Annotated in this window: 21 protein-coding genes; 2 read left to right on the top strand and 19 right to left on the bottom strand. The window is 72.9% G+C overall.

Annotation, left to right across the window (positions count from 1 at the left end; translation table 11 throughout):
* Positions 1 to 194 precede the first annotated feature (194 nt).
* A complete protein-coding gene (locus E4U92_RS22865) occupies positions 195 to 1,613 on the bottom strand; it encodes an RsmB/NOP family class I SAM-dependent RNA methyltransferase (RefSeq protein ID WP_137302298.1) in 1,419 nt (472 codons plus the stop codon).
* Positions 1,614 to 1,669: 56 nt separating this feature from the next.
* The gene (fmt, locus tag E4U92_RS22860) at positions 1,670 to 2,602 is read right to left on the bottom strand and encodes a methionyl-tRNA formyltransferase (RefSeq protein WP_137302297.1); all 933 of its coding nucleotides are present in this window, start codon (positions 2,600 to 2,602) and stop codon (positions 1,670 to 1,672) included.
* A 193-nt stretch (positions 2,603 to 2,795) separates the two neighbouring features.
* On the opposite strand from fmt, the gene E4U92_RS22855 reads away from it, so the two are divergent.
* Positions 2,796 to 3,338 carry a hypothetical protein gene (locus E4U92_RS22855; protein WP_137302296.1) on the top strand — a complete coding sequence of 181 codons (543 nt, stop codon included), beginning with the start codon at positions 2,796 to 2,798 and terminating at the stop codon, positions 3,336 to 3,338.
* 98 nt (positions 3,339 to 3,436) lie between these two features.
* Here E4U92_RS22855 and E4U92_RS22850 read toward each other — a convergent pair whose 3' ends face one another.
* From E4U92_RS22850 to pyrR, 14 genes are all read right to left on the bottom strand, one after another.
* Positions 3,437 to 5,602, bottom strand: coding sequence for a primosomal protein N' (locus tag E4U92_RS22850; protein ID WP_137302295.1), 2,166 nt, complete (start codon positions 5,600 to 5,602; stop codon positions 3,437 to 3,439).
* Between the two features lie 116 nt (positions 5,603 to 5,718).
* Positions 5,719 to 6,927: a methionine adenosyltransferase gene (metK, locus tag E4U92_RS22845; protein WP_137302294.1), complete on the bottom strand. Its 1,209-nt coding sequence runs from the start codon at positions 6,925 to 6,927 to the stop codon at positions 5,719 to 5,721.
* A gap of 238 nt (positions 6,928 to 7,165) precedes the next feature.
* On the bottom strand, positions 7,166 to 8,368 hold the full coding sequence (coaBC, locus tag E4U92_RS22840; protein WP_137302293.1) for a bifunctional phosphopantothenoylcysteine decarboxylase/phosphopantothenate--cysteine ligase CoaBC: 1,203 nt from the start codon (positions 8,366 to 8,368) through the stop codon (positions 7,166 to 7,168).
* A gap of 142 nt (positions 8,369 to 8,510) precedes the next feature.
* On the bottom strand, positions 8,511 to 8,783 hold the full coding sequence (gene rpoZ / locus E4U92_RS22835; RefSeq protein WP_003977348.1) for a DNA-directed RNA polymerase subunit omega: 273 nt from the start codon (positions 8,781 to 8,783) through the stop codon (positions 8,511 to 8,513).
* A 95-nt stretch (positions 8,784 to 8,878) separates the two neighbouring features.
* Positions 8,879 to 9,472, bottom strand: a complete 594-nt coding sequence (gmk, locus tag E4U92_RS22830; RefSeq protein WP_137302292.1) for a guanylate kinase — start codon at positions 9,470 to 9,472, stop codon at positions 8,879 to 8,881.
* Between the two features lie 60 nt (positions 9,473 to 9,532).
* On the bottom strand, positions 9,533 to 9,856 hold the full coding sequence (locus E4U92_RS22825) for an integration host factor (RefSeq protein WP_003977346.1): 324 nt from the start codon (positions 9,854 to 9,856) through the stop codon (positions 9,533 to 9,535).
* Between the two features lie 323 nt (positions 9,857 to 10,179).
* On the bottom strand, positions 10,180 to 11,025 hold the full coding sequence (gene pyrF, locus E4U92_RS22820; RefSeq protein ID WP_168725176.1) for an orotidine-5'-phosphate decarboxylase: 846 nt from the start codon (positions 11,023 to 11,025) through the stop codon (positions 10,180 to 10,182).
* Complete coding sequence (locus tag E4U92_RS22815) at positions 11,022 to 12,182, bottom strand: quinone-dependent dihydroorotate dehydrogenase (protein WP_137302291.1); 1,161 nt, start codon at positions 12,180 to 12,182, stop codon at positions 11,022 to 11,024. Before E4U92_RS22815 ends, pyrF begins: the two co-directional genes overlap by 4 nt.
* 65 nt (positions 12,183 to 12,247) lie before the next feature.
* A complete protein-coding gene (gene carB, locus E4U92_RS22810; protein ID WP_137302290.1) occupies positions 12,248 to 15,556 on the bottom strand; it encodes a carbamoyl-phosphate synthase large subunit in 3,309 nt (1,102 codons plus the stop codon).
* Entirely contained in the window at positions 15,549 to 16,706 is a 1,158-nt protein-coding gene (gene carA, locus E4U92_RS22805) for a glutamine-hydrolyzing carbamoyl-phosphate synthase small subunit (RefSeq protein ID WP_137302289.1), read from the bottom strand. Before carA ends, carB begins: the two co-directional genes overlap by 8 nt.
* Positions 16,703 to 17,269: a PH-like domain-containing protein gene (locus E4U92_RS22800; RefSeq protein ID WP_137302288.1), complete on the bottom strand. Its 567-nt coding sequence runs from the start codon at positions 17,267 to 17,269 to the stop codon at positions 16,703 to 16,705. Before E4U92_RS22800 ends, carA begins: the two co-directional genes overlap by 4 nt.
* On the bottom strand, positions 17,266 to 18,552 hold the full coding sequence (locus E4U92_RS22795) for a dihydroorotase (RefSeq protein WP_137302287.1): 1,287 nt from the start codon (positions 18,550 to 18,552) through the stop codon (positions 17,266 to 17,268). Before E4U92_RS22795 ends, E4U92_RS22800 begins: the two co-directional genes overlap by 4 nt.
* 5 nt (positions 18,553 to 18,557) lie before the next feature.
* Complete coding sequence (locus E4U92_RS22790; protein WP_137302286.1) at positions 18,558 to 19,538, bottom strand: aspartate carbamoyltransferase catalytic subunit; 981 nt, start codon at positions 19,536 to 19,538, stop codon at positions 18,558 to 18,560.
* 92 nt (positions 19,539 to 19,630) lie between these two features.
* On the bottom strand, positions 19,631 to 20,227 hold the full coding sequence (gene pyrR / locus E4U92_RS22785; protein ID WP_137302285.1) for a bifunctional pyr operon transcriptional regulator/uracil phosphoribosyltransferase PyrR: 597 nt from the start codon (positions 20,225 to 20,227) through the stop codon (positions 19,631 to 19,633).
* A 299-nt stretch (positions 20,228 to 20,526) separates the two neighbouring features.
* Here pyrR and bldD point away from each other — a divergent pair, with 299 nt between their 5' ends.
* The gene (gene bldD, locus E4U92_RS22780; RefSeq protein ID WP_137302284.1) at positions 20,527 to 21,030 is read left to right on the top strand and encodes a transcriptional regulator BldD; all 504 of its coding nucleotides are present in this window, start codon (positions 20,527 to 20,529) and stop codon (positions 21,028 to 21,030) included.
* A gap of 140 nt (positions 21,031 to 21,170) precedes the next feature.
* Here bldD and nusB read toward each other — a convergent pair whose 3' ends face one another.
* Genes nusB through E4U92_RS22765 form a run of 3 tightly spaced genes read right to left on the bottom strand, consistent with a single transcriptional unit; the run spans position 21,171 to position 23,335 of the window.
* The gene (gene nusB, locus E4U92_RS22775; RefSeq protein ID WP_067235528.1) at positions 21,171 to 21,599 is read right to left on the bottom strand and encodes a transcription antitermination factor NusB; all 429 of its coding nucleotides are present in this window, start codon (positions 21,597 to 21,599) and stop codon (positions 21,171 to 21,173) included.
* Between the two features lie 2 nt (positions 21,600 to 21,601).
* Complete coding sequence (gene efp / locus E4U92_RS22770; protein WP_137302283.1) at positions 21,602 to 22,168, bottom strand: elongation factor P; 567 nt, start codon at positions 22,166 to 22,168, stop codon at positions 21,602 to 21,604.
* Between the two features lie 60 nt (positions 22,169 to 22,228).
* Positions 22,229 to 23,335 carry an aminopeptidase P family protein gene (locus E4U92_RS22765; protein WP_137302282.1) on the bottom strand — a complete coding sequence of 369 codons (1,107 nt, stop codon included), beginning with the start codon at positions 23,333 to 23,335 and terminating at the stop codon, positions 22,229 to 22,231.
* Between the last annotated feature and the right edge of the window lie 48 nt (positions 23,336 to 23,383).

The following is a 23,383-nucleotide window of genomic DNA, read 5'->3' as shown; positions in this document are numbered from 1 at the left end:
CCAAGCCTGCCATGTCGCTGCGCTCGGCCGGGGCGGTGGGGGTGCGTGGGGTGGGGGGTGTGTGGTCGGGTGCGGGTGGGCCGGGGTGGCGGTGGGTGCGCAGTTCCCCGCGCCCCTGGGGGGCGGGGGTGCGTGGTCGGGTGTCGGTGGGGCGGTGGCCGGGCGTGCGTTCCCCGCGCCCCTTCCTGCGTGGGTCAGCCGGTGCGGCGGATCAGGGCGAGGTACATCGCGTCCGTGCCGTGCAGGTGGGGCCAGAGCTGGATATCGGGGCCCTCGCCCAGGGCCGGGACGTCGGGGAGCAGGGGGCGGGCGTCGATCAGTTCCGTGTCGGGGAACTGCTTGAGGACGTCCGCCACGACGGCCCGGGTCTCGGCGAGGTGCGGGGAACACGTGGCGTAGCCGACGACGCCGCCGACCCGTACCGACTCCAGCGCCGTGCGCAGCAGGTCGCGCTGCAGCGGGGCGAAGCCGTCCAGGTCCTCCGGGCGGCGCCGCCACCGTGCCTCGGGGCGGCGGCGCAGCGCGCCCAGGCCGGTGCACGGGACGTCCATCAGGACGCGGTCGAAGGAGCCGGGCCGCCACGGCGGGCGGGTCCCGTCGGCGGCGATGACCTGGTAGGGCCCGGGGTTGCCGTCGAGCGCCCGCGCCACCAGACCGGCCCGGTGCGGCTGCTTCTCGGAGGCGAGCAGCACCGCGCCCCGCTCGGCGGCGAGCGCGCCGAGCAGCGCGGCCTTGCCGCCGGGGCCGGCGCACCCGTCGAGCCACAGCGCGTCACGGCCCTCCACGGGCGCGTGCGCGAGGGCGAGCGCGACCAGCTGGCTGCCCTCGTCCTGGACGCCGGCCCGCCCCTCGCGGACGGCCTCGACGGCCCCGGGCTCGCCGCCCTCGGTGAGCCGCACGGCGTAGGGCGACCAGCGCCCCTCCACCGCGGCCTCCTCGCGCAGCAGTTCCTCGGTCGTGGACCGGCCGGGACGGGCGACCAGGGTGACCTCGGGCCGCTCGTTGTCGGCCTCCAGCAGGTCCTCGATGCCGGCGCGCGGGCCGCCCAGGGAGTCCCACAGCGCGGAGACGACCCAGCGGGGATGCGAGTGGACGACGGCGAGGTGGTCCTCGGGGCCGTCGTCGTAGGGCGGCGCGACCTTCTCGAGCCAGCCGTCGAGGTCGTGCCGGGCCACCTTGCGCAGCACGGCGTTGACGAACTTGGCCCGTCCGTCGCCGAGCACGACCCGGGCCAGCTCGACGGTCGCGGACACCGCCGCGTGCGGCGGGATCCGGGTGCCGAGCAACTGGTGCACGCCGAGCCCGAGGACGTCCAGCACCGGCGGGTCGACCTCGCGCAACGGCCGGTCGACACAGGCGGCGACGATCGCGTCGTACGTCCCCTGCCGCCGCAGCGTGCCGTACACCAGCTCGGTGGCCAGCGCGGCGTCCCGCCCGTCGAAGCCGCCCTTCTCGCGGGCCTTGCGCAGCAGCGGCGGCAGCACGAGGTTGGCGTACGCGTCCCGCTCGTCCACCGCGCGCAGCGCCTCGAAGGCGAGGATGCGGACGGGGTCCTTCTGGGGGCGGCGGTGGGGCTTGCCGGGCTTGTGCGGACGGCGGGACTGATCGCTCACGAAAAAGGTGCTCCGGATCGCAGAACGGGCTGTCCGCCCAGCCTACGCGCTGGCCGTCAGGCCCCCAGCCGCTCGTCCTCGGTGATCCGCACGCCCCGCGCCCAGTCGGCGGCCCGCATCGGCTTCTTGCCCTGGGCCTGCACCCACAGCAGCTCCACCGCGTACGACCCGGTGCCCACGAACACGTCGTTCTTGCCGACGGCGAGCTGCCCGGGGGTGAGGTCGGTGCGCTCCGGCACGGGCCTGGCCTGGATGAGCTTGAGGCGCTCGCCGCGGAACGTGGTCCAGGCGCCGGGGGCGGGGGTGCAGCCGCGCACCACCCGGTCGACCCGCAGCGCGGGCGCGGCCCAGTCGACCCTCGCGTCCTCGACGGTGATCTTCGGGGCGAGGGTGACGCCGTCGGCCGGCTGCGGCACGGCCTTCAGGGTGCCGTCCTCGATGCCGTCCATGGTGGCGACGAGCAGCCCGGCGCCCGCGAAGGCGAGCCGGGTCAGCAGGTCGCCGCTCGTGTCCGTGGGGCGGACCTCCTCGGTGAGGGTGCCGTAGACGGGCCCGGAGTCCAGCCCCTCCTCGATGAGGAAGGTGGACGCGCCGGTGATCTCGTCGCCCGCCATCAGCGCGTGCTGCACGGGCGCGGCCCCGCGCCAGGCGGGCAGCAGCGAGAAGTGCAGGTTGACCCAGCCGTGCGCGGGGATGTCCAGCGCGACCTTGGGCAGCAGCGCGCCGTAGGCGACGACGGGGCAGCAGTCCGGGGCGATCTGCCGCAGCCGCTCCAGGAACTCCGGCTCGCGCGGCCGCGCCGGCCGCAGCACCTCGATCCCGGCCTCCTCGGCCCGCTGCGCCACGGGCGAGGCGACCAGCCGGCGGCCCCGCCCGGCCGGGGCGTCGGGCCGCGTGACCACGGCGGCCACCTCGTGCCGCCCGGAGGAGATCAGGGCGTCCAGCGCGGGGACGGCGACCTCGGGGGTACCGGCGAAGACGAGCTTCATGAAGGACACGGACCTCTCGGACGGGACGAACGCGGGCAGCGCACAAGTCTAAGGCGGGAGCCGGCCGCCGACGCGCCGCGCGAGGGGGCGTACGCATATGCCCATACGCCCCCAAGGCGTGACCAGCGGAGCTTGACCGCGTTGGTCACGTAGGAGTTGACCTTCTCTTCACGCCGGTTCGAGAGGCTTGTTCATGGCCGACCACGCAACCCACGACGCCCAGGCCCGGGCGAGCCTGCACTTGCTGGTGCGGGACATCGAGCGGGTCCGCCGGCAGGTGGACGCACTGCGCACCCTCACCGCCCAGTTGGGCAACGTCTACCGACCCCGCCGCTCCGGCCCCTCCACGGGCTTCGTCGTCTACGGACGCGCCCCCGCCCCGACGGTCCGCCTGGCCCAGGAGCTGCGGGACAGCGTCGAGACCCTGGTCACCGCGGCCGTCGACTTCGACCGTTCGCTCGGCTTCTCGTGGGACGCGGTGGGCTCGGCCCTCGGCGTGACCAAGCAGGCGGTGCACCGGCGCTACGGCGCCCGCCGCGCTGCGGACCGGGCGGCGGCGGACGCGGACCGGGCCGCCGAGCCCGCGGCGACCCGCACGGTCAACGTCGGCACCGGCATCGCCCCGGTCCCCACCGTCCCCGCGGCCCGTTCGATGCCGACGCAGCCGACGGCCGGCAGCGCCGCCCTGCGCGACGAGGTGAGACCGACGGCGTTCCCCGGCCCCCGCAACGGCTGACACCCGCCCCGCCTCTCCTCCCCTGCCCTCTCGGTCACCCCGGGAGGGCAGTCGCATGCCGGGCCCCCGTCGGAGCCGGCGGCCGGACGGCGCCCCCGTCACCCGATGTCCGGCGGGTCGATCCGTACCCGTACGGCTTCCGCGGTCCCCGCGCCGCCGCTCCCGCCCCGCGCCATCCGCGCGGCCTGCGCCGCCTTCAGGGCCGACGCGAGCGCGGCTCCCCGCCCCGGTGGCACCCGCACCAGGGCCCGGTCCCAGTGCTCCCCGGGCGGCGGCGCCCCGGTGCGCCGGGGGCTTCCGGCCGGGGTCACGGACAGCGGCACCGGTCCGAGCACCTCGGCCTCCGCCGGCAGCTCCACGGCGTCCAGGAACGTGATGACCGCGTCCCGGGGTCCCGAGACGGCCGCCATCCGCGACACGGGCGGGAAGCCCAGCTCGGCCCGCTCCGCCAGCTCCCGCACCGCGTGCCCGACCGGGTCCCAGCGCACCAGCGCCTGCACCGGCCGCAGCGTCGGCTCGGCCAGCGCCACCACGGTCCCGCCGGCCTCCTGCGGGCGCACCAGCGCGGCGGCGGCGATCCAGCGGCGCAGCGCGTCCTCCCCGGCCCGCAGGTCGGGCCGGGCGAGCATGGCCCAGCCGTCCAGCAGCAGGGCGGCCGCGTACCCGCCCTCGGCCACCGGCTCGGCCCCGGGGGTGCTGACGACCAGGGCGGGCGCCGCGGGCACCGTGTCCAGCACGTGCTCGCGCCCGGAGGTGCGCACCGGCACGGCCGGGAACGCCCGGCCCAGCTCCTCGGCGGTGCGGCGGGCGCCCACCACCTGGGCGCGCAGCCGGACGGAGCCGCACTCCGGGCAGCTCCAGCCGGTCTCCGCGCGTCCGCACCAGCCGCAGGCCAGCGCGCCCCCGTCGCGCGCCTCGAGCGGCCCGGAGCAGTGCCGGCAGCGCGCGGCGGCCCGGCACCGGGCGCAGGCGGTGCGCGGCACGTAGCCACGGCGGGGCACCTGCACCAGCACCGGTCCCTGGCGCAGCGCGTCCCGGACGACCTGCCAGGCGAGGGTGGGCAGCCGGGCGGCGCGGGCGGCCTCGTCGCGCGCGAGGTCGAGGTCCCCCACGGTCCGCACGAGCGGGGCCGCGCGCCGCACCTGCTCGCGGCCCGCGACCAGCGGCCGGGCCCAGCCGCTCTCCACGAGCTGGGCCGCCTCGACCGTGCAGCTCCACCCGCCGAGCAGGAATCCGCACCCGTCCTGGGCGGCCCGCAGCAGCAGGACGTCGCGGGCGTGCGGCTGGGGGGCGTGCGGCTCGCTGTGGCTGTCGTCGCCGTCGTCCCACAGCGCGACCAGCCCCAGGTCCTGGACCGGCGCGAACATGGCGGCGCGGGTCCCGACCACGGCCCGTACGGAGCCCCGGCGCACGGCGAGCCATTCGCGGTAGCGCTTCTCGGGCCCGGCGTCGGCGGTCAGCAGCGCGTGCCGTCCCTCGCCGAGCAGGGCGGTGAGGGCGGCGTCCACGCGCGCGGCGGACCGTCCGTCCGGCACGACGACGAGGGCGCCGCGCCCGGAGGCGAGGGTTGCGGCGACGGCCCGGGCCAGCTCGTCGCTCCACCCGGGTCCCGGCAGGGCGTTCCACACGGCCCGCGGCGACGCCCCGGAGGACAGGGCGTCCAGGAAGGCCCCACCGTGCTCGTAGCGGCTCCAGGAGCCGGGCTGGGGGCGCTCCGGCGGGGGCAGGGGCGCGGGCGAGGGGCGCTGCTCGGCGCGGGCGTTGCGCGGGGGCACGGCGAGCTGGAGGACGTCGGCGAGGCTCCCGGCGTAGCGGTCGGCGACGGCCCGGGCGAGGCCCAGCAGCTCCGGGCTCAGCACCCGCTCGGGCGACACGACCTGGGCCAGCGCGGCGAGCGGCCCGGAGTAGTCGGACTCGGGCAGCCGCTCGATCAGGAAGCCGTCGATCAGGCCGCCGCCCTCGCGCCGCCCCTCGCGCACCCGGCCGCGCCCGGCACCGAACCGCACCCGCACCCGCACCCCGGGCTGGGCGTCGGCGTCGAGGTCGGCGGGCACGGCGTAGTCGAAGTAGCGGTCGAGGTGGAGCACGCCCTTGTCGACGAGGACCCGGGCGACGGGCAGCCGCTCGGCGAGCGCCGCCCCGCGCCAGGTGCGCGGCTTGGCCCGGGGCTCCTTGGCCTTGCGGACGCTCTCCCGGATCAGCGCGAGCTGCTCGGGCGGCGCCCCCTCGGCACCGCCCTCACCGACCCCGTTCTCGCTGCTCACGCTTGCATTCTTACCAAACGCCACTGACACGACGACCGGCGTTCGCGCCGGGGAGGCCGAAGGCCCGGCCCTCCGAGGGAACGCCGGGCCTTCGCCGTCGTACGGGCGGGGCGGACCTACAGGCCCGCCGCCTTGCGCAGGGCGTCCACGCGGTCCGTCTTCTCCCAGGTGAAGTCGGGCAGCTCACGGCCGAAGTGGCCGTACGCGGCGGTCTGGGCGTAGATCGGGCGCAGCAGGTCCAGGTCGCGGATGATCGCGGCCGGGCGCAGGTCGAAGACCTGGTCGATGGCCTGCTCGATCCGGTCGATGTCGACCTTCTCGGTGCCGAAGGTCTCCACGAACAGGCCCACCGGCTCGGCCTTGCCGATCGCGTAGGCCACCTGGACCTCGCAGCGGGAGGCCAGGCCCGCGGCGACCACGTTCTTCGCCACCCAGCGCATCGCGTACGCGGCCGAGCGGTCCACCTTGGACGGGTCCTTGCCGGAGAAGGCGCCGCCGCCGTGGCGGGCCATGCCGCCGTAGGTGTCGATGATGATCTTCCGGCCGGTCAGGCCCGCGTCGCCCATCGGACCGCCGATCTCGAAGCGGCCGGTGGGGTTCACCAGCAGGCGGTAGCCCTCGGTGTCCAGCTTGATGCCGTCGTCCAGGAGAGCCTTCAGCTCCGGCTCCACGACGAACTCGCGGATGTCGGGGGCCAGCAGCGACTCCAGGTCGATGTCGGAGGCGTGCTGCGAGGAGACCACGACGGTGTCCAGGCGGACCGCCTTGTCGCCGTCGTACTCGATGGTGACCTGCGTCTTGCCGTCCGGGCGCAGGTAGGGGATGGTGCCGTTCTTGCGCACGTCCGACAGGCGCTTGGACAGCCGGTGGGCCAGGAAGATCGGCAGCGGCATCAGCGTCGGCGTCTCGTCGGAGGCGTAGCCGAACATCAGGCCCTGGTCGCCGGCGCCCTGGCGGTCCAGCTCGTCGTCGTCGCCCTCCACCCGGGCCTCGTACGCCGCGTCGACGCCCTGCGCGATGTCCGGGGACTGTGAGCCGATCGACACCGACACACCGCAGGAGGCGCCGTCGAAGCCCTTCTTCGAGGAGTCGTAGCCGATCTCGAGGATCCGCTCGCGCACGAGCTGCGGGATCGGCGCGTAGGCCTTCGTGGTGACCTCTCCGGCCACGTGCACCAGGCCGGTCGTGATCAGGGTCTCGACCGCCACCCGGGAGGTGGGGTCCTCGCGCAGCAACGCGTCGAGAATGGTGTCGCTGATCTGGTCAGCGATCTTGTCGGGGTGACCCTCGGTCACGGACTCCGAGGTGAACAGGCGACGGGACACAACGCTCCCTGGGGTTGCAGCGGCTGCTGGCTGATCATTGGTGGACGCGACGGAGGCTGCGCCCGGCGTCGTCCGGGGACAGTTTATCGGTCGAGCCCGGCCGCGGACCCACTGTCTCGCCTCTCGGGAGCGCTGTGACCTGCGGCACGGGGCATTCTGCCCAATGCCGTGCGGCCTGGCCAGGGGCGCCACGCCCGGATCGAGCCGGTCCCCGGCGTTGGTCCGGTCCGGTGAACCGTCATGCCAGGCGCTCGCGCACCAGGTCCCACACGGTGTCGGCGAGGGCCTCCTTGGGGCCGTGCGGCACGGGCGTCTCGCTGCCGTCGGCGCCCAGCACGACCGCCTCGTTCTCCTCGGCGCCGAAGGTCTTGCGCTCCCCCACCTCGTTGACCACGAGCAGGTCGCAGCCCTTGCGGCTGAGCTTGGCGCGGCCGTTGGCGAGGACCTCGTCGGTCTCGGCGGCGAAGCCGACGATCACCTGTCCGGTCCGGGCCCGTTCGGCGGAGATCTCGGCGAGCACGTCGGGGTTGCGCACCAGGACGACCGGCTCGGGCTCCTGGCCGTCCTTCTTCTTGATCTTCCCGGTCGCGTAGGAGGCAGGCCGGAAATCGGCGACGGCGGCGGCCATGACGACCGCGTCGGCGTCCGCGGCCGCCTTGAGGACCGCCTCACGGAGCTGGACGGCCGTGCCGACCGGCACGACGTCGACGCCCGCCGGGTCGGGCAGGCTCGTGTTGGCCGCGATCAGGGTGACCCGGGCGCCCCGGGCGGCGGCGGTGCGGGCGAGGGCGTAGCCCTGCTTGCCGGAGGAGCGGTTGCCGAGGAAGCGAACGGGGTCGAGCGGCTCGCGGGTGCCGCCGGCGCTCACGACGACGTGCCGTCCGGCGAGGTCGGGTCCGGTGGTGCCGCGGGCCAGCACGCGGCGGCAGACCTCGAAGATCTCGGCCGGGTCGGGCAGCCGGCCCTTTCCGGTGTCGACGCCGGTGAGGCGGCCGACGGCCGGTTCGATGACGACGCTGCCGCGGCGGCGCAGCGTCGCCACGTTCTCCCGGGTGGCCGGGTGCTCCCACATCTCGGTGTGCATGGCGGGGGCGAAGACCACCGGACAGCGGGCGGTGAGCAGGGTGTTGGTCAGCAGGTCGTTCGCCAGGCCGTGGGCCGCCCGGGCGAGGGTGTCGGCGGTGGCGGGGGCGACCACGACCAGGTCGGCGTGCTGGCCGATCCGCACGTGCGGGACCTCGTGGACGTCCTCCCAGACGTCGGTGGCCACGGGGTTGCCGGACAGGGCCGACCAGGTGGCGGCGCCGACGAAGTGCAGGGCGGAGGCGGTGGGGACGACCCGGACGTCGTGGCCGGACTCGGTGAACCTCCTCAGCAGCTCGCAGGCCTTGTAGGCGGCGATGCCACCGCTGACCCCCAGCACGACCTTGGGCTTGTCCACCGTCTCTCCCCTGACTCGGCATGACTCGGAATGGCTCGGAATGGCTCAGAAACGCTCGGAGACCGTACGTCCCCATGACACACCACAGGCCCGGCAGGAGTGCTGCCGGGCCTGTGGAGAAGGCGTTCGCACGATGCTGTCGCTACTGCGCCGGGCCCTCGATGGCCTCGGACGTCAGCAGACCCGCGTTGATCTCGCGCAGGGCGATCGAGAGCGGCTTCTCGTGCACGTGGGTGTCCACGAGCGGACCGACGTACTCGAGGAGGCCCTCGCCGAGCTGCGAGTAGTACGCGTTGATCTGGCGTGCCCGCTTGGCCGCGTAGATCACGAGGCTGTACTTCGAGTCGGTGGCCTCGAGGAGCTCGTCGATCGGCGGGTTGATGATGCCCTCGGGCGCGGAGATGGAAGAGGACACGCTCTACCTTCCGATGGATGGGAAAGAAACGAAAAACCGGAACACGGTGGTGATCGCCGGGCCGCTGTCACGGGTGCGTGATCACAGCACTCCGGTCACACCACATCCATCAAGGCTAGCAGCTCACGCGCCACGTCCTCGACGGAGGTGTTGACCAGCGTCTCGTCGAACTCCGGTTCGGCGGCCAGTTCCACCTTGGCCGCGTCCAGCCGGCGCTCGATCACCTCGGGCTGTTCGGTGCCGCGGCCGGTGAGCCTGCGCACCAGCTCGTCCCAGGAGGGCGGGGCCAGGAACACGAGCTGCGCCTCGGGCATGGAGGCGCGGACCTGCCGGGCGCCCTGGAGGTCGATCTCCAGCAGGACCGGCTCCCCGGCCTCCAGCCGCTCCAGCACGGCAGCGCGGGGCGTGCCGTAGCGGTTGCCGGCGAACTCGGCCCACTCCAGCAGCTCGCCGTTGGCGATGAGCTTGTCCATCTCGTCGTCGGAGACGAAGAAGTAGTGCACTCCGTGCTGCTCACCGGGGCGGGGCTTGCGGGTCGTCGCCGACACCGAGAGCCACACCTCGGGGTGTTCCTTGCGCATATGGGCGACGACCGTGCTCTTGCCGACCCCGGAGGGGCCGGAGAGCACGGTCAGCCGCGGACGTACGTCCGGGGGCTCGGGGGTCGTCCCCCGGGATGTTGCAGCCATGCAGCGATTATTCCAGCAATCCCGGTGTGCCCGGGACTCCCTTCCCGGCGACGGCCGGCGTCAGGAGCCGGTGCTGCCGAACTCACGCTCCAGGGACGCGATCTGGTTGGAACCGAGGCCGCGCACACGACGGCTCTCGGAGATGCCGAGTCGCTCCATGATCTGCTTGGCGCGGACCTTGCCCACGCCGGGCAGGGACTCCAGCAGGGCGGAGACCTTCATCTTGCCGATGACGTCGTTCTCCTGACCCTGCTTGATGACCTCGTGCAGGGAGGCGCCGGAGTGCTTGAGTCGATTCTTGACCTCGGCCCGCTCCCGGCGAGCCGCGGCGGCCTTTTCGAGCGCGGCTGCGCGCTGTTCGGGGGTAAGGGGCGGAAGAGCCACGCCTACGTCACCTCGGATGTCGAACTGTCGGATACGGACCGGTGAGGAACCTAGTACGCCCCACACCTGGGGAGCCACGAGCAACACGCCTGCCCGCCCTCACCCACTTGTACGGAGGGCTCCACCAGCCGGGGGAGGCGCCCTCACACGTCGGAGACTAGCGGTCAAGTCCGCCGGAGTCAGCGAGAACAGCGGAAAAGTCCTGGTCAGCCTCAGCCGGGGCGGACAATTGCGGACATACTGCCCCCGATTCGGAGGTCTGTCCGCACTGCGGCCGTGACGGAACCCCTCGTCAGAGCGTCCGAACGCACGCGCGAGCGGATTCAGGCATCCGCCACCACGTCCCGGATCTCGTCGGCGAACCTCCGGGCGGCGTCACGCAGCGCGACCGGGTCGGGACCCTGGCGCAACACCCCGCGGCTCACGTTCGGCACGACGTTGCGCAGCGCCGGCCCGAACACCCGCGGGAGGTCGGCCGCGGTGGCCCCCTGCGCGCCGACACCCGGGGCGAGGAGCGGACCGTTGACGTCCAGGTCGTACGAGGCGAGGTCACCCACGGTCGCGCCGACCACCGCGCCGAAGGAGCCCAGCGGCTGCTCCCCCGCGTTCTCGGCGGCCAGGTGGGCCAGCATGGTCGCGCCGACGGTGCGGCCGTCCGCGCGCACCGCGTGCTGCACCTCGCCGCCCTCCGGGTTGGAGGTCAGCGCGAGGACGAACAGGCCGGCGCCGTTCTCGCGCGCGAGGCCGACGGCCGGGCCGAGCGAGCCGTAGCCGAGGTAGGGCGACACCGTGAGGGCGTCGGAGAACAGCGGGGCGTCCTTGTGCAGGTAGGCCTCGGCGTACCCGGCCATGGTGGAGCCGATGTCGCCGCGCTTGGCGTCCATCACGACCAGGGTGCCGGCCGCGCGGGCCTCGCGGACCACCGTCTCCAGCACGGCGACGCCGCGGGAGCCGAAGCGCTCGAAGAACGCGCTCTGCGGCTTCATCACGGCGACCCGGTCGGCCACCGCCTCGACGACGGTGCGGCTGAACCGCTCCAGGCCGGCGACGTCGTCGTTCAGGCCCCACTCCACGAGCAGGGACGCGTGCGGGTCGATGCCCACGCACAGCGGGCCGCGCTCGTCCATCGCGCGGCGCAGCCGGGCGCCGAAGGGCTCCAGGGCGCTCATCCGGCCGCTCCCGTCCGGCCCACGATGGTGTTCCCGGTGTCCGTGGTGCTGTTCACGGTGTTCCTCACGTCGGCGCCGACCGCGTCGGCGAGGGTGGCGTACGGGCTCGTGCGCAGGCGGGCGACGAGGCCCTTGTGGATCGCGCGGCCCCAGAAGGGCCCCTGGTAGATGAAGGCGCTGTAGCCCTGGACCAGGGTGGCGCCGGCCAGGATGCGCTGCCAGGCGTCCTCGGCGTTCTCGACGCCGCCGACCCCGATCAGGGTCACCCGGTCGCCCACGCGTGCGTAGAGGCGTCGCAGCACCTCCAGGGAGCGGGTCTTCAGTGGCGCGCCGGACAGGCCGCCGGTCTCCGCGAGCAGCTCCGGGGCGGACCGCAGCCCGAGTCCCTCGCGCGCGACGGTGGTGTTGGTGGCGATGATCCCGTCCAGGCCCAGCTCCACGGCGAGGTCGGCGACCGCGTCGACGTCGTCGTCGGCCAGGTCGGGCGCGATCTTCACCAGGAGCGGCACGCGGCGCGCGGGGGCGACCCGGTCGGCGGCCTCGCGCACGGCGGTCAGCAGCGGGCGCAGCGCCTCGGTCGCCTGGAGGTTGCGCAGCCCGGGCGTGTTGGGCGAGGAGACGTTGACGACCAGGTAGTCGGCGTGGGGCGCGAGCCGCTCGGCCGACGTCACATAGTCGGCGACGGCGTCCGCCTCCGGGACGACCTTGGTCTTGCCGATGTTGACGCCCACGACCGTGCGGAAGACGGGCTCGCGGGAGGCCAGGCGGGCGGCGACGGCCAGCGAGCCGTCGTTGTTGAAGCCCATGCGGTTGATCAGCGCCCGGTCGGCGACCAGGCGGAACAGCCGCTTCTTCGGGTTGCCGGGCTGGGCCTGGCCGGTGACGGTGCCGATCTCGACGTGGTCGAAGCCGAGCATCGCCATCCCGTCGATCGCGACGGCGTTCTTGTCGAAGCCGGCGGCGAGCCCGAAGGGGCTGTGCAGCCGCAGGCCGAACGCCTCGGTGCGCAGCTCCTTCGCGCGGGGCGCGAGGAGGGCCGCGACGAACGTGCGCAGCACGGGGACGCGGGCGATGAGGCGGATCCAGCGGACGGCCAGGTGGTGTGCCCGCTCCGGGTCCATCCGCCGGAAGACCAGGCGGAAGAAGAGGTCGTACATCTCGGGTGGGTCCTCGGGGTCCTCAGACGGAGGGGGACACCGTTTCCGGTGTCCCCCGTGGGCTGTCAGTCGCGGGCCGCGGTCAGGTGTTCCGCGTGTTCCTGCAGGGAGCGGACGCCCACGTCGCCGTGGTTGAGGGCGTCGATGCCCTGGACCGCCGCCGCGAGCGCCTGGACCGTGGTCAGGCAGGGCACCGAGCGGGCCACCGCCGCCGTACGGATGTCGTAGCCGTCCAGGCGGCCGCCGGTGCCGTACGGGGTGTTGACGATGAGGTCGACCTCGCCGTCGTGGATGAGCTGGACGATGGTCTTCTCGCCGTTCGGGCCGGTGCCCTCGGACTGCTTGCGCACGACCGTGGCGTTGATGCCGTTGCGCTTGAGGACCTCGGCGGTGCCGGAGGTGGCCAGCAGCTCGAAGCCGTGGGCGACCAGCTCGCGCGCCGGGAAGATCATCGAGCGCTTGTCCCGGTTGGCGACCGAGATGAACGCGCGGCCCTTGGTGGGCAGCGGGCCGTAGGCGCCGGCCTGCGACTTGGCGTAGGCCGTGCCGAACACCGAGTCGATGCCCATGACCTCGCCGGTGGAGCGCATCTCCGGGCCGAGGATGGTGTCGACGCCGCGGCCGGAGGTGTCGCGGAAGCGGCTCCAGGGCAGCACGGCCTCCTTGACGGAGATCGGCGCGTCCAGCGGCAGCTCGCCGCCGTCGCCGCGGGCGGGCAGCAGGCCCTCGGCGCGCAGCTCGGCGATGGTCGCGCCCAGCGAGATGCGGGCGGCGGCCTTGGCGAGCGGCACCGCGGTCGCCTTCGAGGTGAAGGGGACCGTGCGGGAGGCGCGCGGGTTGGCCTCCAGGACGTAGAGGATGTCGCCGGCCATCGCGAACTGGATGTTGATCAGCCCGCGCACGCCGACACCGTGGGCGATGGCCTCGGTGGAGGCGCGCAGCCGCTTGATGTCGAAGCCGCCGAGGGTGATCGGGGGCAGCGCGCACGCCGAGTCGCCGGAGTGGATGCCGGCCTCCTCGATGTGCTCCATGACACCGCCGAGGTACAGCTCCTCGCCGTCGTAGAGGGCGTCGACGTCGATCTCGATGGCGTCGTCGAGGAAGCGGTCGACGAGCACCGGCCGGGTGGGGCTGATCTCGGTCGACTCCTCGATGTACGCGGCCAGGCGGGTCTCGTCGTAGACGATCTCCATGCCGCGGCCGCCGAGGACGTAGGACGGGCGGACCAGGACCGGGTAGCCGATCTCGTCGGCGATGGCCTTGGCCTCGGTGAAGGTGGTGGCGGTGCCGTGCTTGGGGGCCGGCAGGCCGGCCTCCTTCAGCACCCGGCCGAAGGCGCCCCGGTCCTCGGCCGCGTGGATGGCCTCCGGCGGGGTGCCGACGATCGGCACGCCGTTGTCCTTCAGCGCCTGGGCGAGGCCCAGCGGGGTCTGGCCGCCGAGCTGCACGACGACGCCGGCGACCGGGCCGGCCTGCCGCTCGGCGTGGACGATCTCCAGCACGTCCTCGAGCGTGAGCGGCTCGAAGTACAGGCGGTCGGAGGTGTCGTAGTCGGTGGAGACGGTCTCCGGGTTGCAGTTGACCATCACCGTCTCGTAGCCCGCGTCGCTCAGGGCGAAGGAGGCGTGGACACAGGAGTAGTCGAACTCGATGCCCTGGCCGATGCGGTTGGGGCCGGAGCCGAGGATGATGACGGCCGGCTTCTCGCGCGGCGCAACCTCGCTCTCCTCGTCGTAGGCCGAGTAGAAGTACGGGGTCTTCGCGGCGAACTCGGCGGCGCAGGTGTCGACCGTCTTGTAGACCGGGCGCACGCCCAGCGCGTGCCGCACCTCGCGCACCACGTCCTCGCGCAGCCCGCGGATCTCGGCGATCTGCTGGTCGGAGAAGCCGTGCCGCTTGGCCTCGACGAGCAGCTCCGGGGTGAGCTCGGCGGCCTCGGCCAGCTCGTCGGCGATCTCCTTGATCAGGAAGAGCTGGTCGACGAACCACGGGTCGATCTTCGTGTGGTCGAAGACCTCCTCGGGGGTGGCGCCGGCGCGGATGGCCTGCATCACGGTGTTGATCCGGCCGTCGGTGGGCCGCACGGCCTCCCGCAGCAGCTCGTCCTTGTCGCCGGGCTCGCCGACGAAGGTGAACTGGCTGCCCTTCTTCTCCAGCGAGCGCAGCGCCTTCTGGAACGCCTCGGGGAAGTTGCGGCCGATGGCCATGGCCTCGCCGACGGACTTCATGGTGGTGGTGAGGCCGGAGTCGGCGGAGGGGAACTTCTCGAAGGCGAAGCGCGGGGCCTTGACGACCACGTAGTCGAGCGTCGGCTCGAAGGAGGCCGGGGTCTCCTGCGTGATGTCGTTGGGGATCTCGTCGAGGGTGTAGCCGACGGCGAGCTTGGCCGCGATCTTTGCGATGGGGAAGCCGGTCGCCTTGGAGGCGAGGGCGGAGGACCGCGACACGCGCGGGTTCATCTCGATGACGATGACCCGGCCGTCCTCGGGGTTCACCGCGAACTGGATGTTGCAGCCGCCGGTGTCGACGCCGACCTCGCGGATCACGGCGATGCCGACGTCGCGCAGGATCTGGTACTCGCGGTCGGTCAGCGTCATCGCGGGCGCGACGGTGATCGAGTCGCCGGTGTGCACGCCCATGGGGTCGAAGTTCTCGATGGAGCAGACGACCACGACGTTGTCGTGCTTGTCGCGCATCAGCTCCAGCTCGTACTCCTTCCAGCCGAGGATGGACTCCTCCAGGAGCACCTCGGTGGTCGGGGAGAGCGTGAGGCCCTGGCCGGCGATGCGGCGCAGCTCCTCCTCGTCGTGGGCGAAGCCGGAGCCGGCGCCGCCCATGGTGAAGGAGGGCCGGACGACGACGGGGTAGCCGCCGAGGGTCTCGACGCCCTGGAGGACGTCGTCCATGGTGTGGCAGATGACCGAGCGGGCGGACTCGCCGTGCCCGATCTTGCGGCGGACCTCCTCCACGACCACCTTGAACTGGTCGCGGTCCTCGCCCTTGTGGATGGCCTCGGGCTTGGCGCCGATCAGCTCGACGCCGTACTTCTCCAGGACGCCGTTCTCGTGCAGCGAGATGGCGGTGTTCAGGGCCGTCTGGCCGCCCAGGGTGGGCAGCAGGGCGTCGGGGCGCTCCTTGGCGATGATCTTCTCGACGAACTCCGGGGTGATCGGCTCGACGTAGGTGGCGTCGGCGATCTCCGGGTCGGTCATGATCGTCGCCGGGTTGGAGTTGACGAGGACGACGCGCAGGCCCTCGGCCTTGAGCACGCGGCACGCCTGGGTGCCGGAGTAGTCGAACTCGGCGGCCTGGCCGATGACGATCGGGCCGGAGCCGATGACCAGGACGGACTGGATATCGGTGCGCTTAGGCACGCTGGCCCTCCATCAGGGAGACGAAGCGGTCGAACAGGTAGGCGGCGTCGTGCGGGCCGGCGGCCGCTTCGGGGTGGTACTGGACGGAGAAGGCCGGCTGGTCGAGCAGCTGCAGGCCCTCCACGACGTCGTCGTTGAGGCAGACGTGGGAGACCTCGGCGCGGCCGAACTCGGTCTCGCTGACCTTGTCGAGCGGCGCGTCCACGGCGAAGCCGTGGTTGTGCGCGGTGACCTCGACCTTGCCGGTGGTGCGGTCCTGGACCGGCTGGTTGATGCCGCGGTGGCCGTACTTCAGCTTGTAGGTGCCGAAGCCGAGGGCGCGGCCGAGGATCTGGTTGCCGAAGCAGATGCCGAACAGCGGGGTCCTGCGCTCCAGGACGGCCTGCATCAGGGCGACGGGGCCGTCGGCGGTCGCGGGGTCGCCGGGGCCGTTGGAGAAGAACACGCCGTCCGGGGCGACGGCGTAGACGTCGTCGGGGGTGGCGGTGGCGGGCAGCACGTGCACCTCGATGCCGCGCTCGGCCATGCGGTGCGGGGTCATGCCCTTGATGCCGAGGTCGATGGCGGCCACGGTGAACCGCTTCTCGCCGACCGCGGGGACGACGTACGCCTCCTGGGTGGCGACCTCCTCGTAGAGGCTCGCGCCCTTCATGTGCGGCTGGGCCTGCACGCGGGCGAGGAGCTCTGCGTCGGGGGCGATGGCCTCGCCGGAGAAGACGCCGGCGCGCATGGAGCCGCGCTCGCGCAGGTGGCGGGTGAGGGCGCGGGTGTCGATGCCGGAGATGCCGACCACGCCCTGGGCGACCAGCTCGTCGTCCAGGGAGCGGGTGGCGCGCCAGCTCGACGGCACGCGCGCGGGGTCGCGCACGACGTAGCCGGAGACCCAGATGCGCCGGGACTCGTCGTCCTCGTCGTTCCAGCCGGTGTTGCCGATCTGCGGGGCGGTCGCCACGACGATCTGCCGGTCGTACGACGGGTCGGTGAGGGTCTCCTGGTAGCCGGTCATGCCGGTGGAGAACACCGCCTCGCCGAACGTCTCCCCCACGGCCCCGTAGGCGCGGCCGCGGAAGACGCGGCCGTCCTCCAGGACGAGTACCGCGGGAGACACCCCTTTCCGCTGCGAGGCGTTCCCCTTCGTGGAGGTCGTCATCGTGCGCCTTCCGTTTCACTCTTGTTGATCATGGAGTTGATGGCGTCGACCCAGGCGCCGTGCTCGGCCGCGTGGTCCGAGCGGAAGCCGGAGTCGATCAGCCGGCCGCCGTGCTCCCAGGTCACCACCAGAAGGCCGCCCTCGGTGAGGACCTTGCCGGCGATGCCCTTGCCGAGCACGGCCTCCCGCAGCGCGCCGACCGGGATGAAGAAGTCGCTCGCGCCGGGGCGCACGACGTCCAGTCCCGCGTCGGTCAGGGTGAGCTCGACCCGGCTGCGGGTGCCCAGGCCGTGCGCCACGATGCGGTCGAGCCACTGCCCGGCGGTGGTGGAGCCGTGGTAGCGGCCGGTCATGGTCAGTCTCGCCGCACCCGGCGCCGATGGCGCGGTGGGCAGCTCCGGCAGGTCGCTCTGGAGCGTCCCGCGCCACTTCCAGCCCTCGCGCATCAGCCAGTAGACGAGCGCGACGAACAGCAGCAGGCCGACGACCCAGCCGACGCGGGCGGCCCAGTCGGTCACTTCCGCCGACTTCTGGTCGGCGGCCAGCAGGATCACAGGTGTCACGTGAGCTTCCCGTCGACGAGCGTGGCCTTGCCCCGCAGCCAGGTGTGCGTCACACGGCCCGGCAGCTCACACCCCTCGTAGGGGGTGTTGCGGCTGCGCGAGGCGAAGCCCGCGGGGTCCACCGCTCCACGGTATGCGGTGTCGACCAGCGTGAGGTTGGCGGGTTCACCAGCCGAGACGGGGCGTCCGTGGCCGGTGGCCCGGCCGATCTCGGCGGGCTTGGTGCTCATCCGCTCGGCGACCTGCGCCCAGTCCAGCAGGCCCGTCTCGACCATGGTCTCCTGGACCACCGACAGCGCGGTCTCCAGGCCGACCATGCCCATGGCGGCCGCGGCCCACTCGCAGTCCTTGTCCTCGTGCGGGTGCGGGGCGTGGTCGGTGGCGACGATGTCGATCGTGCCGTCGGCGAGCGCCTCGCGCAGCGCCAGCACGTCGCGCTCGGTGCGCAGCGGCGGGTTGACCTTGTACACCGGGTTGTAGCTGCGCACCAGCTCGTCGGTGAGCAGCAGGTGGTGCGGGGTGACCTCGGCGGTGACCTGGATGCCGCGGGACTTGGCCCAGCGGACGATCTCCACGGAGCCGGCGGTCGACAGGTGGCAGATGTGCACGCGGGAGCCGACGTGCTCGGCGAGCAGCACGTCCCGCGCGATGATCGACTCCTCGGCGACGGCCGGCCAGCCGCCCAGGCCCAGCTCGGCGGAGACGACGCCCTCGTTCATCTGGGCGCCCTCGGTGAGCCGGGGCTCCTGCGCGTGCTGGGCGACGACCCCGCCGAACGCCTTCACGTACTCGAGCGCGCGGCGCATGATCACCGCGTCGTCGACGCACTTGCCGTCGTCGGAGAAGACGGTGACGCCGGCCGCCGACTCGTGCATGGCGCCCAGCTCGGCGAGCTTGCGGCCCTCCAGCCCGATGGTCACCGCGCCGATGGGCTGCACGTCGCAGTAGCCGTGCTGCTGCCCGAGCCGGTAGACCTGCTCGACCACGCCGGCCGTGTCGGCGACGGGGAACGTGTTGGCCATGGCGAACACCGCGGTGTAGCCGCCGGAGGCCGCCGCGCGGGTGCCGGTGAGGACCGTCTCGGAGTCCTCGCGGCCGGGTTCGCGCAGGTGGGTGTGCAGGTCGACCAGGCCCGGCAGCAGCACCTTGCCGTCGGCCTCGACGACCTCGGCGCCCTCGGCGCTCAGCCCGGTGCCGACCCCGGCGATGGTCTGGCCGTCGATCAGGACGTCCTGGGGGGCGCCGCCGAGCACCTTCGCGCCGCGGATCAGGGTCTTGCTCATGTCGGTCACTTCTCCTCGGCAGTGCGGGCGTGGCTGACGGCGGGCTCGTTGCCGCCGAGCAGGAGGTAGAGGACGGCCATCCGGATGGAGACGCCGTTGGCGACCTGCTCGACGACCGTGCAGCGGTCGGAGTCGGCGACCTCGGCGGTGATCTCCATGCCGCGGACCATCGGGCCGGGGTGCATCACGATGGCGTGCTCGGGCATCCGCGCCATGCGCTCGCCGTCGAGGCCGTAGCGCCGCGAGTACTCGCGCTCGGTGGGGAAGAACGCGGCGTTCATCCGCTCGCGCTGCACGCGCAGCATCATCACCGCGTCGGACTTGGGCAGCGTGCTGTCGAGGTCGTACGACACCTCGCAGGGCCAGTTCCCGACGCCGACCGGCACCAGGGTGGGCGGGGCGACCAGGGTGACCTCGGCGCCGAGGGTGTGCAGCAGGTCCACGTTGGAGCGGGCGACCCGGCTGTGCAGGACGTCACCGACCAGGGTGATGCGCTTGCCGGCCAGGTCCTGGCCGAGCCCGGCGTCCCGGCCGATCAGCCGGCGGCGCATGGTGAAGGCGTCCAGCAGGGCCTGGGTGGGGTGCTGGTGGGTGCCGTCGCCGGCGTTGACGACGGCGGCGTCGATCCAGCCGGAGGTGGCGAGGCGGTAGGGCGCGCCGGAGGCGCCGTGCCGGATGACGACCGCGTCGACGCCCATGGCCTCCAGGGTCTGCGCGGTGTCCTTCAGGGACTCGCCCTTGGAGACGCTGGAGCCCTTGGCGGAGAAGTTGATGACGTCGGCGGACAGCCGCTTCTCGGCGGCCTCGAAGGAGATCCGGGTCCGGGTGGAGTCCTCGAAGAAGAGGTTGACGATGGTGCGGCCGCGCAGGGTCGGCAGCTTCTTGATGGGGCGGTCGGCCACCCGGGCCATCTCCTCGGCGGTGTCGAGGATCAGGACGGCGTCGTCGCGGGTGAGGTCGGCGGCCGAGATGAGATGACGCTGCATCTGTCAGGCTCCGTAAGGCAGTTCATTCGGGAGAAACTGGGCAGACAGGCGCGTGCCGGGGCGCAGCGGGGCGCGCGGACACGCCTGAACCGCTACTGGGCGGCCGGCTTCGCGCCGAGCAGCACGGTGTCGCGACCGTCCTCCTCGGCGAGCTGGACCTTGACCGTCTCCCGCAGCGACGTGGGGAGGTTCTTGCCGACGTAGTCGGCGCGGATGGGCAGTTCGCGGTGGCCGCGGTCGACCAGCACGGCGAGCTGCACGGCACGCGGGCGCCCGATGTCGTTCAGGGCGTCCAGGGCGGCGCGGATGGTGCGGCCGGAGAAGAGCACGTCGTCGACGAGGACGACCAGCCGGCCGTCGATGCCGTCACCGGGGATCTCGGTGCGGGCGAGCGCGCGGGGCGGGTGCATGCGCAGGTCGTCGCGGTACATGGTGATGTCGAGCGATCCCACGGGGACCGTGCGGTCGGTGATCTGCTCGAGCTTGGCGGCGAGCCGCTGGGCGAGGAAGACGCCCCGGGTCGGGATGCCGAGGAGCACCACGTCGTCGGCGCCCTTGGCGCGCTCGACGATCTCGTGGGCGATACGGGTGAGCACCCGCGCGATGTCGGGGGCCTCGAGAACGGCCCGGGCGTCGGACGCCTGCGCGTCGGGGGCTTCGGACGCTTGCGCGTCGGCGTGCGTGTCCATACGAAACGGACCTCCTTCTCCGCCTCACGGGACGGACCTTAAAGGACGTCGGGATTGCGCCATCCACGGTAGCAGGCCCCCGCACGGGACCCGGACCGGGTCCCCGACACGCGCTCCGTCACCCCGTCGGCCGTACGGGATCACCCGGTCGGCGCAACGGGTGGCGGTTACCACGGAAGCGTCGGTGTGGACCATTCGGCTTGACGCAGAAGAATCACGCTGCGTAACCTCACAATGAGTTACCAGCCGCGCGGTGCGGAACCAAGCCGGGCCGCGTCGACACAGTGCCGGGGAGCTATATGTCCAGCGAATACGCCAAACAGCTCGGGGCCAAGCTCCGGGCGATCCGCACCCAGCAGGGCCTTTCCCTCCACGGTGTCGAGGAGAAGTCCCAGGGACGCTGGAAGGCGGTCGTGGTCGGGTCGTACGAGCGCGGCGACCGCGCCGTGACCGTGCAGCGCCTCGCCGAGCTGGCGGACTTCTACGGCGTTCCGGTGCAGGAGCTGCTGCCGGGCACCACCCCGGGCGGCGCCGCCGAGCCCCCGCCGAAGCTGGTCCTGGACCTGGAGCGGCTGGCCCACGTGCCCGTCGAGAAGGCCGGTCCCCTCCAGCGCTACGCGGCGACGATCCAGTCCCAGCGCGGCGACTACAACGGCAAGGTGCTCTCGATCCGCCAGGACGACCTGCGCACGCTCGCCGTCATCTACGACCAGTCGCCCTCGGTCCTGACCGAGCAGCTCATCAGCTGGGGCGTGCTGGACGCGGACGCCCGTCGCGCGGTGGCGACCCACGACGAGGGCTGAGCGCCCCGCCACCGAGCAGAAACGTTGCCGCCGGGTGGCCGGGAACCCTGAGAGGGGTTTCCGGCCACCCGGCGGCTTCGTTGTCGGCGCCCGGCGCCCGGCTGGAGCGGTGCTGCATGCTCCGGTCCGGCCGGCGCGGGCTAGGCGCGTCGCAGGGACGGCTTGAGCTCCTTGAGGCGGCCGAGCAGCCCGTTGACGAAGGCGGGCGACTCGTCCGTGGAGAACTCCTTCGCGAGCTGCACCATCTCGTCCAGGACCACCGCGTCCGGCGTCTCGTCGACCCAGATCAGCTCGTAGGCCCCGAGGCGCAGGATGTTGCGGTCCACCACGGGCATCCGGTCCAGCGTCCAGCCGACCGAGTACTGCGCGATCAGCTCGTCGATGCGCCGCGCCTGCTCGGCGTAGCCCTCGACGAGCTGCATCGTGTACTCGCTCACCGGCGGCTGCCGGGTGTCGTCCCGCGACAGCCGGATCCAGTCCGCGAGGACCGTCAGGACGTCGGCGCCGCGCTGGTCGCCCTCGAAGAGGATCTGGAAGGCACGCTTGCGGGCCGTGTTGCGGGCAGCCACGGTTAGCTGTTCACCCGGCCGAGGTAGTCGCTGGTGCGGGTGTCGACCTTGATCTTCTCACCGGTGGTGATGAAGAGCGGGACCTGGATCTGGTGGCCCGTCTCCAGCGTGGCGGGCTTGGTGCCGCCGGTGGAGCGGTCGCCCTGGACGCCCGGCTCGGTCTCCTGGATGGTCAGCTCGACGGCGGCCGGCAGCTCCACGAAGAGCACCTCGCCCTCGTGCTGGGCGACGGTGGCGGTGAAGCCCTCGATCAGGAAGTTGGCGGCGTCGCCCACGGCCTTGCGGTCGACGAGCAGCTGGTCGTAGGTCTCCATGTCCATGAAGACGAAGTAGTCGCCGTCCATGTACGAGAACTGCATGTCGCGCTTGTCGACAGTGGCCGTCTCGACCTTGACGCCGGCGTTGAAGGTCTTGTCGACGACCTTGCCGGAGAGCACGTTCTTGAGCTTGGTGCGCACGAAGGCCGGGCCCTTGCCGGGCTTGACGTGCTGGAACTCGACGACGGACCAGAGCTGGCCGCCTTCGAGCTTGAGCACCATGCCGTTCTTGAGGTCGTTCGTGGAAGCCACGGTTGCGGAATCTCCTGGACTGACGTACGACCCCGGTGCAGGCGCCGCGGTGGCATGCCGCTACAGCGCGAGCAGCTCCTTGGTCGTGATGGTGAGTAGCTCGGGTCCGCCGTCCGCCTCGGGGCGGACGACGAGCGTGTCATCGATCCGGACACCACCCCGGCCCGGGAGGTGGACCCCCGGTTCGACGGTGACCGGCACGCAAGCGTCCAGTTTACCCATGGCCGCGGGGGCCAACTGCGGGTCCTCGTCGATTTCGAGTCCCACGCCGTGTCCGACGGCCCGCGGCAGCCCCTCGGTGTGCCCCGCGGAGGCCAGCACCTGGCGGGCGGCGCGGTCCACGTCACGGCAGGCGGTGCCGGGGGTCAGGGCCTCGCGCCCGGCGCGCTGGGCGGCGAAGACCAGGTCGTACAGCTCGATCTGCCAGTCGGCGGGCGCGGTCCCGATGACGAAGGTACGGCCGATCTCGCAGCGGTAGCCGCGGTACGTCGCCCCCAGGCACACGGAGAGGAAGTCGCCCTCCTCGACGCGGCGGTCGGTGGGCCGGTGTCCCCCGCGCCCGGAGTGCGGGCCGGTGCCGACGGAGGTGGGGAACGCCGGTCCGTCGGCGCCGTGGTCGACGAGCCTGCGCTCCAGTTCGAGGGCGAGGTGACGCTCGGTGCGGCCGACGAGGATGGACTCCAGCAGCTCGCCGAGGGCCTGGTCGGCGATCTCGGCGGCGATGCGGATGCAGGAGATCTCCTCCTCGTCCTTCACCACGCGCAGTTGCTCGACCCCGCCGCCGAGGTCGCCGAGCCGGACCCGGGGCGCGACGGAGCGGATCGCCCGGTGGCGGGAGACCGTGAGGTGGTGTTCCTCGACGGCGAGGGAGGTGACCTGCCGGTCGGTGAGGAGACCGACGGCTGCGACGGCGGGGTCACCGGCCGAGCCGGGGAGCGTGTGCAGCCGGACGGCCTCGTCGAGGCGGCCGCCCGGCGCGCGGTCGTCCAGCGGGCCCGGACAGACGAGGGTGTCCTCGTCCGGGCCGAGGAGCAGCACGGCGTCGCGCGGGGCGGCGCCGGCGAGGTAGCGGACGTTGGCCGGGCGCGAGATCAGCGCAGCCGCGCTGCCGGCCGCGCTGCAGCGTTCCCTGAGCCGGGTGCGGCGGATTGCGTGCATCTCTGACATGAGATGAGCGTAGGAGCGGCGGGCGATTCGTGCCGTTCGGGAGGGGCC

Origin of the sequence: Streptomyces galbus, assembly GCF_005280195.1 — a bacterium.
GTDB lineage: Bacteria > Actinomycetota > Actinomycetes > Streptomycetales > Streptomycetaceae > Streptomyces > Streptomyces galbus.
This window is presented reverse-complemented; position numbering and strand designations above follow the sequence as displayed.

Coding starts and splice junctions, on each gene's coding strand:
- bldD (WP_137302284.1), top strand. CDS start 20,527: ATGTCCAGCGAATACGCCAAACAGCTCGGGGCCAAGCTCCGGGCGATC.
- pyrF (WP_168725176.1), bottom strand. CDS start 11,025: ATGAGCGCCCTGGAGCCCTTCGGCGCCCGGCTGCGCCGCGCGATGGAC.
- gmk (WP_137302292.1), bottom strand. CDS start 9,472: ATGGCTGCAACATCCCGGGGGACGACCCCCGAGCCCCCGGACGTACGT.
- E4U92_RS22765 (WP_137302282.1), bottom strand. CDS start 23,335: ATGTCAGAGATGCACGCAATCCGCCGCACCCGGCTCAGGGAACGCTGC.
- fmt (WP_137302297.1), bottom strand. CDS start 2,602: ATGAAGCTCGTCTTCGCCGGTACCCCCGAGGTCGCCGTCCCCGCGCTG.
- E4U92_RS22815 (WP_137302291.1), bottom strand. CDS start 12,182: ATGTACGACCTCTTCTTCCGCCTGGTCTTCCGGCGGATGGACCCGGAG.
- E4U92_RS22790 (WP_137302286.1), bottom strand. CDS start 19,538: ATGCAGCGTCATCTCATCTCGGCCGCCGACCTCACCCGCGACGACGCC.
- E4U92_RS22795 (WP_137302287.1), bottom strand. CDS start 18,552: ATGAGCAAGACCCTGATCCGCGGCGCGAAGGTGCTCGGCGGCGCCCCC.
- pyrR (WP_137302285.1), bottom strand. CDS start 20,227: ATGGACACGCACGCCGACGCGCAAGCGTCCGAAGCCCCCGACGCGCAG.
- E4U92_RS22855 (WP_137302296.1), top strand. CDS start 2,796: ATGGCCGACCACGCAACCCACGACGCCCAGGCCCGGGCGAGCCTGCAC.
- carA (WP_137302289.1), bottom strand. CDS start 16,706: ATGACGACCTCCACGAAGGGGAACGCCTCGCAGCGGAAAGGGGTGTCT.